The sequence below is a fragment of the Pinibacter soli genome (assembly GCF_029961145.1).
In the GTDB taxonomy this organism is placed as follows: Bacteria; Bacteroidota; Bacteroidia; order Chitinophagales; family Chitinophagaceae; genus Pinibacter; species Pinibacter soli.
Window position 1 is genome coordinate 93,579 of record NZ_JASBRG010000007.1, and the last position, 13,141, is coordinate 106,719.

Consider the following 13,141-nt stretch of genomic DNA (forward strand, 5'->3'; position numbering starts at 1 on the left):
AATAGTCGTTATTGAACGAACCATTTTCAACTTTCAACTTTCAATTTTAAATTAATTACTATTTAACCAAAGTAACAGTAGGCACATTCGTCACCACGCCTGTTTGTACTCCTACATTTGCAATGCTGGAGTTATGGTAGCCGGTTAAAGAATCCGGAACAAAATATAAACTCCATGTTCCTGCATTTATGCCTGCAAAGCGATAGAACCCGATTATAGAAGGAATGGCGTATAATGTGTCGGTACCGTTTACAGCCATCACTGTTGCTTTTGCATCAGGAGGTAAAACTGTACCCTGCACCGTACCGCCTGTTGCTTCCGAATAAGTTCTGATAACAGGTTTAAGATTGTATTTGCCGCTTCCTGTTGCAACGATAGATTTGTTCGCATCAAAATCGATCCACAAACGGTAAACAATTCCGGGAGTAAGATTTGCGTGAAGATTAAGTTTTAAACCGCTTTGCTGTGCAGAAGGTGTATTCAACGGATAGCTTGCACCATTTACTACAACACTGTTATTATTCCCCAACACCAATCTTATTTGGCTTATTGTTCCGGCAGGAATATCTACAGAAGCGAGCAACGTGTCGATGCCATTTCTAAAGTCCAGCAGATTGTATACTCCTGGTTTTATTAAAGGTACATCGGTCCAGCCGTTTGTTGAGTCAGTGGTAGCATTGATCTTCACACTTTGAATATCAACATACACCGCATCGTAGTTTCCCGGAGCATCAGTAAGTCTCAATTCAAGCTTAGCTGAACCGCCAGACGAGCTCTTGTTGTCGTTCTTACTGCATGCGGCAAATGTGATTGCTATGATCAATAAGCATAACGCCGTTAATTGAAGGATGTTCTTTTTCATTGAGTTACGTTTTCACAACGTATTCGAATTCCGTGCCAATTTATTCCTGATTAAAAATATGTGGGGGCAAATGCATTCGTCCTTAAACCAAAAACAAAAAAGAGTCTCGTAAACGGGACCCTTTTTTATGTCAATAGCTGAAATGATGAGCGCAACAACTGCGCAAATTATATGTTGCAAAAAACGTTCCCATGATTTTTATCCTAAAAAACTAAGGATCAATGCGTTTAATATTGATTTTCTGGTAAAACATGTGGTGCTTTGTACACAATCTTTTAAATAGAGCTTCAGGAATGTTCTCATTATGTTACCTTATTTTTTTCGAGCTCCTTGATCGTGTTATCGTCGGCCGCAGCAAGATCAGCGTGAACCATAGCCATGTGTATCTTGCTCCTTATTTTGTACGCAGAAACATAGCTCCGGTCAAATTCGATGGCTTTATTTGCGGCTTCCAATGCCTGTTCATATTTTCCCTGTGCATAGTAAACTTCCGCAAGGTGCTTGTAAGGATATTCGTAAGTTGGATCCAATTGAATCGCTTTCTCCAAATCAACAATCGCTTCCGGATATCTGCTTGTTTGCAGAAAATAGTAACCGCGTGTATTGTAGAAAACAGATTTGTCAATATTTGACATGTTGGCACTTGCTTCCATTAAATTGATAGAGGTATCAAGATCTTTAATGGCCAGATCATAATCCCCACGGTCGGTATAGGCCCAGCCACGTCCGCGATAGGCGGATGAATTTTTATCGTCGCGGTTGATCGCTTCGGTAAAATCTTTAATGGCATTATCGTAATCCATTTTATTATTCACATAAATAAATCCGCGGTGCATATAGGCATCAGTGAAATCAGGGTCATGTTTTAGTATTTCTGAAAGTAACTGAAAGCGTTTTTCTTCATCGGTTTCTTTATTGGTTTTGTTGATCAGGTCCCAAACGACTTCCTGTTTCTCCAGCTTGTTGATCTCGGTTGCAGACGCATTCTCTTTTACCTTCTTCGAAATTTCTGCTATATAGCGATTGAACTCGTCTTCTCGTTTTCTGGCCCTGGTAACGGGTCCGAGCGATTTCTCCAGGAACTGATAATAAAAATCACTAATCACATCATCGAAGTCTTTTATTTTGATGAACCAACTATTCGATGTGTTATTGATGAGATTAGCCACACGCCAGTGCACATTGTTTTCATCAAGACCGCACCAAAGCAATTCACAGTTGGGAGACTTCATTTGCTGTAAAACATTCATGATGGAATAGTCCGCTCCATTGTAGCCGATCACAATAAGATCTTGGTTTACTAACAACTCCCGAAGTTTTTCTTCCATGCTTTTTGACAAACGCATTGTCTCCTCGCTGGTGTTTTTAATGTTTGCGTAGCGATAGTCGCCGTGTAGCTTAATAATATTTGGTTTGTTGCCATAAATGGAAATAAATTGGCTGATCTCGTCGTCCGCAAAGAACCTCACTCGTTTCGAAGTGAAGTAGGCCACCGTTTCGTTGATAAAGTCGTCAAAATTCGTGGTAAGTATATTGTTGAAATATCCTTTATCAATCATGTGAGCAAGTATAACATATGCTCCGCCGGGGTTGCACTCTTCAATCAATGCTTCTACCAGTCGTTGCCTTTCTCTCGGGCTATTGTTGTAGGCATCCATCCAAAAACCATATTTGGCATCAGATACAAGATGACTCTCATAATCGTTCCAGTCTGCTTCAGGCACTAAGCTTTGCAGTTTCTTTAGTTCCTCTGTTTTTACTTTTTGAATGTTGAGGGTAATTGTTTTTTCTTTTTCTGCTACATAGTCTTCAAAAGTTTGCTGGTCAATTTGTTGGTCCTGGAAAAACTTGTCAATAATATCAGAGCTTGGCTTAGTTAAAAAGTTTGCATGTATTTCAGCTGCATATAGTGGAAATTTGTCTCTTAGGAAACTTAGCTACTGGCAAAACTTAATAATACCCGATCCAAGCGGCACAACAGGATAGGAGCAGCCGGCGCCCAGCAATAATGCGCTCTTCGGCGTTTTCCAATATTCATGCTTTTGCTGGATCTTGTATTGCAGGTAAGATTTTTCCCGCATCTTTTCGGGTAAGATCTTAGTTGACGGCGCGGTCATCGTTTAATTCGAATTAATAATTAATAATTAACAATTAACAGGTGTAACAGCAAAATGAGAAATAAGTTCTATTCGGTTCAACGTCAACTGTTTTAAATTCAATAACGAATCAAACTCTATTAATTCTTAATTCTTAATTATTAATTAAATCTCCCTAATTTTAACCGGCTTTAGGGGTATTCTGAAAAGAATTGAGATAGTCCCTTTGAACCTGATTCGGTTGATACCGGCGTAGGGAAAAGTCAGATGACACGCTGCATCTATTTTCTACTCTCACCAGAGGTTCAAAAAGCCATAATTATTATTCAACAAAACAGATTATGGAACAACTGCTCTGGAAGCATATTCAAAACGTCAGGGAAAAATCTCCGCTCGTACACAACATCACGAACTATGTAGTAATGAACAATACTGCAAATGCTTTGTTGGCCGTTGGCGCATCGCCCATCATGGCCCATGCACACCAGGAAGTGGAAGAAATGGTCAACATTTGCCAGGCTTTGGTAATTAATATTGGTACACTGGATGAGTATTGGACCGTTTCAATGATACAGGCTGCAAAAACGGCAAATCGCCTGAACAAGCCGTGGATACTGGATCCCGTAGGTGCCGGTGCTACTTCTTACAGGGATACAACGCTTGAGTATCTGCTATCTTTTAAACCAACGGTAATAAGGGGCAACGCTTCTGAAATACTGGCGCTGGCAAAACTCAACCAGGAAAAAACCAAAGGCGTTGACAGTACTGCACATAGCAATGACGCAGTGCAAGCGGCTCAATATCTTCATAAGAAATTTGGTTCGACTATTTGTATTTCCGGCGAAACAGATATCATTGTTGCTGGTAAAGAAATGCGTCTGTTCAATGGAAATGCTTTAATGACAAAGGTTACAGGTCTCGGTTGTACAGCAACAGCTATTATCGGTGCATTTATCGCAGTAACAGGAGATATTGTCGAAGCGGCTGCGGCGGCTATTTCGCTATTGAATATTGCAGGCGAAATTGTGGCAAAAAATGTGGAAGGACCGGGAAGCTTGCAAATACATTTGCTGGATAAATTATACAACCTGACCCAAACAGAATTTGATCAACACATCAAATTGTCGGCTTAGAAATGAATAATGTTTTTCCCTACAGATTATACCTTGTAATTTCCGAAGATGCCTGTAATGGACAACCACTTAACAAAGTAGCCGAAATGGCTATTCTCGGCGGGGTTGATATTATTCAGCTGAGAGAGAAATTCGATACTTCAGAAGTGTTTTTGAAAAAAGCAATGTCATTGCAGGAAGTTTTGTACAAGTACAACGTACCGTTGATTATAAATGACAATCTTGATGTTGCAAGACGCAGCAAGGCATACGGCATTCACGTGGGCAATAGTGATCTGCCGCCAACTGTGATAAGGGAAGGATGGCCGGAGTGTCAATGTCTCGGTTATTCGATTGAATATCTAAAGCAACTGATTAGCAAAGAAACGCTTGTATCAGATTACTTAGGCATTAGTCCTATATTCGATACGTTGACTAAACGCGATACCGTTACACAGTGGGGATTGGCGGGCCTGCGGCAAATACGTGGCATCACAGATAAGCCGCTGGTAGCCATTGGCAACATGAATGCACAAAACGCTTACGATGTAATGAAAGCTGGCGCTGATTGCCTCGCGGTCGTTTCTGCAATTTGTGGTGCCGCCGACCCGGAGAAAGCGGCGGGAGAGATAAGAGGGAATATTGAAAGAGCACTATAGAAGTTATGAGTTATGAGTTGAGGTTCGAAGTTGTAAATATTGCAAAAATTCATTGGCCACATTAATTGATAGAGAATTGCACATCACTCAAAACTCATAACTCATGACTGAAAAAAAAGCAACAATGAAAAAATACAAACCCCCCTCCGTGCTTACCATCGCAGGCTTTGACGGCAGCGGAGGAGCGGGCATACAGGCAGATATAAAAACGATCTCAGCGCTGGGTTGCTATGCTACCTCCGCATTAACAGCGTTGCCGGTGCAAAATACAATGGGCGTTCGTTCCATTTATCCCATACCAAACAAAGCTGTGGAAGAACAAATCAAGGCAGTGATGGACGATATTTTTCCAGGCGCGATTAAAATAGGTATGGTGCACACCAGTGATTTGGTGGATACAATTGTAAGCACATTGCAGCAATACACGAAAGTGCCGCTGGTGTTTGATCCGGTAATGGTGGCAACGAGTGGACATAGCTTAATTGAAGAACAAACCATTCAAACAATCATCGACAAACTAATTCCAATTGCATCTGTCATTACACCCAATCTTGATGAAGCGGAAATCCTTGCAGGCATGAAGATTCAAACGGTGGATGAAATGTATGTTGCCGGGGAAAAAATTAAGAAACTTGGTTGCCATTCTTTATTATTAAAAGGAGGTCACTTAAAAGCAAGTGTACTTACTTCGCTTTATTTTGCGGAAGAAGGAAAAGTGCATGAATATCATTACGAAAAATTTGAGACTAATAACACTCATGGGTCGGGCTGTACTTTGTCATCTGCGATCGCCAGTTATATTGCGCAAAACAGGCCATTGGAAGAAGCTGTTGCAATGGCGCAGAATTATGTACACAAGGCGATCTATTATGGAAAAGACTTGCAAATAGGGAAAGGCAACGGCCCGTTGAATCATTTTTTTGATCCGCAAAAACTTATAACACATGAATTGGTCGGCTAAGGCTTGGAATGCAATTGAAGGGATTTATAAGAACATTATCGAAATGCCTTTCATTAAAGAATTAACGGAAGGCTCATTGCCTCTGGAAAAATTTCAGTTTTACATAACGCAGGATTCACGCTATCTCGATCATTTTGGCAGGGCATTGGCATTGATCGGGGCGAGGGCAAATGATTTGCAGGATGCATTGGCTTTCATTCGTTTTGCCGAAGGCGCCGTTGTAGTTGAAAATGCTTTGCATGGTTCTTATTTCGAAATGTTTGGTATAACCAGCGCAGGCAATATTGAGCCTGCCTGTCATCATTATATCAACTTTCTTAAAAGCACTGCAGCATTGGATTCCGTAGAAGTTGCAATGGCGGCAGTTTTGCCCTGCTTCTGGATATACAAAAAGGTAGGTGATCATATTTATAGCAACCAGGCAAACGCAACAAACCCCTACCGCAAATGGATCGATACATATGCAGGCGAAGAGTTTGGCGAGTTGGTGAATCGTGCAATTGCTATTTGTGACAATGCTGCAGCAAAGTGCACTGAAGCACAGCAGCAAAAAATGACAGAGGCTTTTGTAACAGCCAGCAAGCTTGAGTTTGATTTCTGGGATGCTGCTTACAGGATAAGAAAATGGGATACTTGATGTTCCGGGCACTATTTTGACCACAGAGGAAAGGAGTTTTTTTCACAGAGAAAAGGAGAATAGATTACGAAAGTGATAACAAATAGGATAGACATATGAGAACGGCGATAAACCTTCAGTTCTCTACCTGTTTCAACGACAGCTATCTGCCTTGCAACTCCCCCTTCCCTCTGTGAAAAAAATCCTTTCCTCTGTGGTCAAAAAAAATCTCAGCGAAGCGTAGAGTTAACATTCGCTACAGAATTACTCCAAATTTATTGTTTTTATTTGCCTGAAATATATTCGGATTATGAAATGGTTTTCGTCAATAGTTTTAATGTTTTTTGTTTTTGCAGCTGAGGCACAACAGGCATCACGATTGGTGATTTCAGTGAAAGACAGCGCTTCGCAAAAAGCATTGGATGGCGTTTCTATAATAGACAGGTCTTCAAAAAAAGGTGGTACAACCAACAGCAATGGTCTTTACATTTTGACTACGTCTGAAAGTGGAAATAGATCTTTTCAGTTTTCATCTACTGGTTACAATGAAAAAACTGTAGATATTACCCTGCCATTTTCTTCAGATACGCTGAACGTTCTTTTGAGCAGAAAAGAAAATGATCTTGCAGAAGTAGTAATTACGAGTACAAGATCATCGGCGAACAGGATAGAAGATTTGCCGATGAAAGTAGAGGTTTTAGGTCAGGAAGAAACGCAGGAGGAAAGCGGTATCAAGCCCGGTAATGTAGCAAGTTTATTGGGCGATCTGTCCGTTATCCATATTCAGAATACCTCAGCAGTAAGCGGCAGCAATGCCATCCGCATGCAAGGCCTGGATGGTAAATACACACAATTATTAAGAGATGGTGTTCCGGTATATGAGGGCATCAGCGGAAACTTTGGTGTGCTGGCCATTCCACCGCTGGACCTGAAACAAATTGAGATTATTAAAGGATCCATTTCTACTTTGTATGGCGGCGGCGCGATTGCAGGTATGATCAACTTTGTGTCAAAAACACCAACTAAAAAACCTGAGCTGACGGTTTTGCTCAATCACTCAACATTGAAGGAGACCAATGCCAATGTTTATTATGCTCAACGTTGGAATAAAACCGGTGTTACTTTTTTCGCCGGCACTACACAACAAAAAGCAGTGGACGTAAACAAAGATGGCTTTAGCGATGTGCCACAATTGCGCCAATACATTATTCATCCGAAGTTCTTTTACTATATTAATCCGAGAGCAACTTTTAGTGCCGGCTATACCGGAACATTCGAAACCCGCAACGGTGGCGACATGCGGGCGATCGGTACAAAGGAGTCGGGAATTAGCCATTATTTTGACAACAACACGAACAGTCGTCACAGTTTAGATTTGCAGTACACGCAAAGAGGCACCGATGGAGGAAAATTTACGGCAAAGGCTGTAGGAAGTCTTTTTAATGTGAATGAGAATGAAAAATATTTTCTCACACACGGTCAACAAATAAACAGCTATGCGGAAGTGTCATACAACAAAGTTGTTGGCAAAAATGATCTTGTATTCGGTCTTAATAATACAAGTGAAAACTATTCACGCAAACCGGATGACAGCACATTAGTGAACAATTATTTCTATAACACGACAGGATTGTTTGCGCAGGACGGTATACATTTTTCAGACAAATTCATTACAGAGCTTGGCATTCGCGTAGATTACCATAATCGCTACCATTGGTTCATATTGCCCCGTATGGCGTTTGTGTATAAACCAATCGATGGAATGAGCATTCGCCTTTCATCAGGAACGGGATATAAGGTGCCTGAGATATTTACTTCGCAGACACAAATGATGGGTTACCAGAAATTGTTGCCGTTGGGAGACAACGTTGAGTCTGAAAAAAGTTATGGCATCAACTTCGACGCGAATTATGAATTTAAAGTGGGAGAGGTTAAGCTAACACTGAACCAGGCACTGTATTACACCGACATCCAACATGTCATTATTCCTGTTGTTCGTGCTGATGGATATTATAGTTTGCAAAGCGCTCCTTTTAATGCGCACAGCTTAGGAACAGATACCTACGTACAATCCGAATGGAACAACTGGGAACTGTATCTTGGTTATAACCATACCGTTTCAAAATATAGGGATGATGCCAAAACCAACTTCCCGTTCGCTCCGCGGGATAAATTTGCTTTTACGTTTGCATACAGCCTTGAAGAAAAATGGCGAATGGGTATTGAAAGCAGTTGGGTAGGCAATCAATATTTACCAGATAATACCAAGGCGCCTGATTACTGGTTTTGGGCTGCAATGGTTCAGTGCAAATTTGGCGATCACTTCACCGTTGTTCTAAACTGCGAAAACCTTTTTGACTCTCGCCAGGGTAAAAACGAACCACTTTACACGGGGCCGATGAGCGATCCGCAATTCAAACCACTCTGGGGGCCAATTGATGGAAGAGCAGTGAATTTAAGTGTAAAGTTTTCCCTTTAAGAAATGACTGAATAACTGAATAACTGAGTAGTTCATTTTCGATTTTGCACTTCGACTATCGACAACTCAGTTATTCAGTTACTCAGTCATTTCCCTTCACAGTAAAATCTCTTCTTTCTTCAGTTATTCTTCTGGATTAACTAGCTTATTCAAACAAAGCCTTGTATCTTTTCTGCATAACTCGTTGTTCAAAAAAATAATGCCCGTCTTGCGTGCCTTATTTTAAAAACATTCAATTTGCAAAAACATATGCAGTCTTTGTTGGAGTCTATCAAAAGTCGTTATGGCAACTTTATCGTCGTTTCGGTTTTGTTCATTTGCTTATTGCGGCTGTGTTTTATAGGAGAAATGGGTATGATGCCGCAGGACGCATACTATAGTTTTTATTCCGATCACCTGGCACTTTCTTATTTTGATCATCCTCCAGCAATTGCTTACATGCTCAGGTTTTTTATGATGATTTTCGGCCGGTATGTTTTTGTTTTGAAACTAGCAGATACCGTAGTTACAGCGCTTACTATTTTTTGCTTCTACAAATTGGCATCGCTTTTTCTTGACAAGGAGAAGGTACCCACAGCAATGATCTTGTTGCTGAGCACATTTATGGTAACGATCTTGTCCCTCATTTCAACACCAGATGTTCCCTTGTTGTTATTCTGGACCTTGTCGCTACTGGTGTTGTACAATGCCATTTTTCGTAAAAAGAAATATTATTGGCTGTTGGCCGGAATATGCATGGGGCTTACGTTTGATAGCAAGTATACGGCCGTGTTTTTGCCGGCAGGAGTGTTCCTGTTTTTAATTTTGTCTCCTACCTATCGCAGGCAATTGCTTTCACCATGGCTATGGATTGGAGCGATACTTTTTGTTATTACTATCAGTCCCGTTATTATATGGAACGCTCAACATGATTTTGCATCCTTCCGTTTTCAATCGGAAAGCAGAATGAGTGATCCTGAAACTTCACATCTGAACATACAATATTTTTTCGGTTTGCTTGGACATCAGGCAGGTATATTAATGCCAGTGCTGTTGGTGGCTTTTTTTATTTTGTTGTTTAGAACGTTTAAGCAATACAAACTACGTGTAGGAAGTATGCCAGCCGAAGAGTTATTTCTATTGTGTTTCTTTCTTCCATTGTTTGGAGGATTTATTTTGCTGTCATTCGTTTACTGGATAAAACTGAACTGGATAATGCCGGCCTATATTACAGCTATTATCTGGGTCACTAAATTCTTTAATAAAAAGTGGCTGAAGGTTCAGGTGGCATTTGCGCTGGTGCTGCATGTAGCGTTGGCGCTGGAAATTATTTTTTATCTGGTTCCTGTAAAATCAAATGATACATGGGTAGGATGGCCGCAACTCGCTCAAAAAGTGGAAACAGTTCGAAAAGCTTATCCTGGTGATTTTATTTTTTCTGCAGATGGATACAAGACATCTGCCGTTCTTAATTTTTACATGGACGAAATGATTTATGGCGCAAACATTATAGGCGAAGAGGGATTGCAATTTGATTTTGTCAACAACAATTTTGAGGCGTTGAGAGGGAAAAATGCGTTGTATTTCCGTGTCGATCCACGATTTAAAAATTTGGAGAAAGCGAATGACCAGCCTGATATTTTACTGAAATATTTTGATGGCATTAAAGAACTTGATCCCATTATCATCGCAGATAAAAATGGCAAATCCATCAGAAAGTTTTTAGTCTACGAGTGCACGAATTATAAGCCGGGGAAAAGAAAAGACTGAATAAACTGAATGGACTGAATAACTGAGTGGTTCAATTTCAATTTCCCATGCCGAATATCAACCATTCAGTTATTCAGTCCATTCAGTTTATTCAGTCATTTGTCACTCAGCAGTCGTTGGGTCAATCATTGTTGACACCTGGCTTATCACATTTGCCGGAAATCCTCCTTGTTTCGCATGTTCAATAACCATTTCCTTATTAGGTGCAATGTAAACGCAATAGATTTTATCACCGGTTACAAAGCTTTCCACCCATTGGATTGTTGGACCTATACTTCCCAATACTCTGCAGGATGTTTGTGAAATATTTTTCAGCTCCTGTGAAGATAGTTTTCCAGCGCCGGGAATCTCCCGTTCGATAACATACATAGGCATTTGTTCGGTTTTTAATGATGAAAAAAACTAAGAGAATTTTTTCAGGGAAGTAATTTCAGCGCCTCAGAGGAGAGGACTTGAAAGAGAGTATAAATCAAATCCGCAGACAACGCTGTTGCCTAAGATAAGCGATAAAGACAGCATTTGCAAGTGCGGCAATGTTCGTGGCTTCTTGTATTAGTCAGGAATAACTGTTATTATCGCATCCTTGTAATACCGTGTTTATGAATAAACTTTTTTCCCCTCTAATTCTGTTCATTTTGTGTTCCGTTTATGTTGTCGCGCAAAACAAATCTTGCCTGGATGTTCGCAATGGCCTCTTTTATTATTATCCCAAAACTTCGGCTGCTCACTACATTGACTTCAGGAATGGAGACTCAGTGCATGAAATCGAGACGGAAAAGGGCGATACAAGTGTATGGAGCGTGAAATGGCTAAGCGATTGCAGGTACAAACTGCAATATGTTTCAGGTGGGAATTTTAATGAGAAACAAGTTGAGTTGCTTAAGAAAAGTACGCCTGAATTTGAAATATCAAAGGTTGCCGATAGCTATTATGTGTTTGATGGATTTGTTGACAAAAAACAAGTTATCGTAAACGACACGATGTGGCTGCACGAAAAAGTTGATGCTGGCAATACACAAATTTTTTGGCAGTTGAAACCTAATGTAAACTTGAAAAAGCTCCATTTCAGTGATACTTCGAAATACGCCATTCTATACGTTTACAGACCAGGCAAATTGAGCAACTCGCTGGGGCAGTACAATATCTACATCAACAATGAGCCTTTGTGTGTGGGACAAAACAATACCGGCTATGGCTTTGCAATAATTAAAGAAGGCCGATACGAGATCAAAAGCAAGTTGTATAAAGATGCATCTTCAACCTTCGTTGATATAAAATTTGGCAACGTGTATTATGTGAAATCGATGGTTCATTGGGCCATTACCTCAAGGCTGTACAATTTCAAACTGGAGATGGCCACCATGAAACCGGAAGATGGTAAAATTGAATTTGCAGAGGTCGATCAGAAATAGAAGAAGCAGTGGGTGCCTAACGGTTTGACAACCAATGAAATTTTGCATTTTTCCAGAACCAGTAGTTAAAAATAAACGGGCAATCGTTTTTCATTGCAACTTTTGTATTTTTAAGAAGCCATCAGATAATTGGCATGGCGGATAAATTAAAATTTTAAAACTACCCTGGAATGTTAGGCATCGGACTCGTAGGTTTACTGCTCATATTGGCCAATATCATTGTTACGTACAGAGGATTGAAGAGCGGTTCTTTTTATGAAAAATATAAGTTTGAAGTAGAAAAGGTACTTCTGTATAAAGACTATAAAAGAATTGTAACGGGCGGCTTTTTACACGTAAGCTGGCTGCACCTGGTCTTTAACATGCTTTCATTGTTTTTCTTTAGCGGCAGCATTGAAAGCGGAATCGGCCACTGGCAATTTTTACTCATTTATTTTGGTGGATTGATTGGCGGCAACCTGTTTGCATTATACGTTCATCGCAATCATCCTGACTATAGCAGCATCGGCGCTTCGGGTGCCACTTGTGGAATTTTGTTTGCAGCAGTCGCATTGATTCCCGGCATGAGCATAATGCTTTTTCCTTTACCCATCTCTGTTCCGGCCTGGTTGTACAGTTTATTGTTTGTCGGCATTTCAGTCTATGGCATTAGATCAGGCAGGGATAATATTGGTTACGAAGCACATCTCGGCGGTGCATTAGTGGGCATGATCACGGCCATCTTGCTGAAGCCAACTGTTGTTTCGCATAACTACTTCGCCATCCTTGCAGTAGCGGTTCCTACTATCGCTTTCATTTACATCATCGCGAAGCAGCCGCATCTCCTGATGGTTAATAATTTATTTTACGATACTCATAAGAACTATCGCTCCATAGATCATAGGTACAATGCGGAAAGATACAACCGTCAGCAGGAAGTGGACCGCATCCTCGACAAAATAAGCTCCCGAGGCATGAAGAGTTTGACAAAGAAGGAAAGGGAAACGCTTAAAGAATATTCGAAGTAATTCAATAGTAGCGGAATCGCCTTTGCCCGAGACTTAACATAGTTGATAGTGCTGGTCAACTTCAACAAGAACCAGCTTGCAAGCCGGTTGTTTGAGAGCGTAAATGCTTCCGCAAATAACGCACTATATCATTGATGGCTTCATCTGGAAAAATGAAGAACAACAAGTCGGCACCCGATTAAATATCA

12 protein-coding genes and 1 riboswitch are annotated in these 13,141 nt (G+C 40.6%); of the genes, 8 read left to right on the plus strand and 4 right to left on the minus strand.

The window, feature by feature from the left end; translation table 11 throughout:
* Nucleotides 1-58 precede the first annotated feature (58 nt).
* The 3 genes from QJ048_RS11410 to QJ048_RS11420 all read right to left on the minus strand — a co-directional run bounded on the left by QJ048_RS11410 (nucleotide 59) and on the right by QJ048_RS11420 (nucleotide 2,979).
* Nucleotides 59-862 (minus strand): DUF4382 domain-containing protein, encoded by an 804-nt coding sequence (locus QJ048_RS11410; protein WP_282334481.1) that lies wholly within the window; start codon nucleotides 860-862, stop codon nucleotides 59-61.
* A gap of 302 nt (nucleotides 863-1,164) precedes the next feature.
* On the minus strand, nucleotides 1,165-2,586 hold the full coding sequence (locus QJ048_RS11415; RefSeq protein ID WP_282334482.1) for a tetratricopeptide repeat protein: 1,422 nt from the start codon (nucleotides 2,584-2,586) through the stop codon (nucleotides 1,165-1,167).
* Between the two features lie 213 nt (nucleotides 2,587-2,799).
* Nucleotides 2,800-2,979 (minus strand): hypothetical protein, encoded by a 180-nt coding sequence (locus tag QJ048_RS11420; protein ID WP_282334483.1) that lies wholly within the window; start codon nucleotides 2,977-2,979, stop codon nucleotides 2,800-2,802.
* Nucleotides 2,980-3,141: 162 nt separating this feature from the next.
* Nucleotides 3,142-3,234, plus strand: a riboswitch (TPP riboswitch).
* 65 nt (nucleotides 3,235-3,299) lie between these two features.
* On the opposite strand from QJ048_RS11420, the gene thiM reads away from it, so the two are divergent.
* The 6 genes from thiM to QJ048_RS11450 all read left to right on the plus strand — a co-directional run bounded on the left by thiM (nucleotide 3,300) and on the right by QJ048_RS11450 (nucleotide 10,534).
* On the plus strand, nucleotides 3,300-4,091 hold the full coding sequence (gene thiM, locus QJ048_RS11425) for a hydroxyethylthiazole kinase (RefSeq protein WP_282334484.1): 792 nt from the start codon (nucleotides 3,300-3,302) through the stop codon (nucleotides 4,089-4,091).
* A 2-nt stretch (nucleotides 4,092-4,093) separates the two neighbouring features.
* The gene (gene thiE / locus QJ048_RS11430; RefSeq protein ID WP_282334485.1) at nucleotides 4,094-4,729 is read left to right on the plus strand and encodes a thiamine phosphate synthase; all 636 of its coding nucleotides are present in this window, start codon (nucleotides 4,094-4,096) and stop codon (nucleotides 4,727-4,729) included.
* Between the two features lie 124 nt (nucleotides 4,730-4,853).
* Complete coding sequence (thiD, locus tag QJ048_RS11435) at nucleotides 4,854-5,690, plus strand: bifunctional hydroxymethylpyrimidine kinase/phosphomethylpyrimidine kinase (RefSeq protein WP_282334486.1); 837 nt, start codon at nucleotides 4,854-4,856, stop codon at nucleotides 5,688-5,690.
* Complete coding sequence (gene tenA / locus QJ048_RS11440) at nucleotides 5,674-6,327, plus strand: thiaminase II (protein ID WP_282334487.1); 654 nt, start codon at nucleotides 5,674-5,676, stop codon at nucleotides 6,325-6,327. Before thiD ends, tenA begins: the two co-directional genes overlap by 17 nt.
* A gap of 316 nt (nucleotides 6,328-6,643) precedes the next feature.
* A complete protein-coding gene (locus tag QJ048_RS11445; protein WP_282334488.1) occupies nucleotides 6,644-8,785 on the plus strand; it encodes a TonB-dependent receptor in 2,142 nt (713 codons plus the stop codon).
* Between the two features lie 249 nt (nucleotides 8,786-9,034).
* Nucleotides 9,035-10,534, plus strand: coding sequence for a glycosyltransferase family 39 protein (locus tag QJ048_RS11450; RefSeq protein ID WP_282334489.1), 1,500 nt, complete (start codon nucleotides 9,035-9,037; stop codon nucleotides 10,532-10,534).
* Between the two features lie 102 nt (nucleotides 10,535-10,636).
* Here the strand turns inward: QJ048_RS11450 and QJ048_RS11455 are convergent, their stop codons facing one another.
* On the minus strand, nucleotides 10,637-10,909 hold the full coding sequence (locus tag QJ048_RS11455) for a DUF4242 domain-containing protein (RefSeq protein ID WP_282334490.1): 273 nt from the start codon (nucleotides 10,907-10,909) through the stop codon (nucleotides 10,637-10,639).
* Nucleotides 10,910-11,133: 224 nt separating this feature from the next.
* On the opposite strand from QJ048_RS11455, the gene QJ048_RS11460 reads away from it, so the two are divergent.
* Both QJ048_RS11460 and QJ048_RS11465 read left to right on the plus strand, forming a co-directional pair.
* Nucleotides 11,134-11,946, plus strand: coding sequence for a hypothetical protein (locus QJ048_RS11460; protein WP_282334491.1), 813 nt, complete (start codon nucleotides 11,134-11,136; stop codon nucleotides 11,944-11,946).
* Between the two features lie 170 nt (nucleotides 11,947-12,116).
* The gene (locus QJ048_RS11465) at nucleotides 12,117-12,953 is read left to right on the plus strand and encodes a rhomboid family intramembrane serine protease (RefSeq protein ID WP_282334492.1); all 837 of its coding nucleotides are present in this window, start codon (nucleotides 12,117-12,119) and stop codon (nucleotides 12,951-12,953) included.
* Nucleotides 12,954-13,141: the final 188 nt, after the last annotated feature.

Excerpts from the sequence above, each read along its gene's own strand:
- QJ048_RS11460 (WP_282334491.1), top strand. The coding sequence starts at position 11,134 with ATGAATAAACTTTTTTCCCCTCTAATTCTGTTCATTTTGTGTTCCGTT.
- QJ048_RS11410 (WP_282334481.1), bottom strand. The coding sequence starts at position 862 with ATGAAAAAGAACATCCTTCAATTAACGGCGTTATGCTTATTGATCATA.
- QJ048_RS11420 (WP_282334483.1), bottom strand. The coding sequence starts at position 2,979 with ATGACCGCGCCGTCAACTAAGATCTTACCCGAAAAGATGCGGGAAAAA.
- thiE (WP_282334485.1), top strand. The coding sequence starts at position 4,094 with ATGAATAATGTTTTTCCCTACAGATTATACCTTGTAATTTCCGAAGAT.
- QJ048_RS11455 (WP_282334490.1), bottom strand. The coding sequence starts at position 10,909 with ATGCCTATGTATGTTATCGAACGGGAGATTCCCGGCGCTGGAAAACTA.
- thiD (WP_282334486.1), top strand. The coding sequence starts at position 4,854 with ATGAAAAAATACAAACCCCCCTCCGTGCTTACCATCGCAGGCTTTGAC.
- QJ048_RS11450 (WP_282334489.1), top strand. The coding sequence starts at position 9,035 with ATGCAGTCTTTGTTGGAGTCTATCAAAAGTCGTTATGGCAACTTTATC.
- thiM (WP_282334484.1), top strand. The coding sequence starts at position 3,300 with ATGGAACAACTGCTCTGGAAGCATATTCAAAACGTCAGGGAAAAATCT.
- QJ048_RS11465 (WP_282334492.1), top strand. The coding sequence starts at position 12,117 with ATGTTAGGCATCGGACTCGTAGGTTTACTGCTCATATTGGCCAATATC.
- tenA (WP_282334487.1), top strand. The coding sequence starts at position 5,674 with ATGAATTGGTCGGCTAAGGCTTGGAATGCAATTGAAGGGATTTATAAG.
- QJ048_RS11445 (WP_282334488.1), top strand. The coding sequence starts at position 6,644 with ATGTTTTTTGTTTTTGCAGCTGAGGCACAACAGGCATCACGATTGGTG.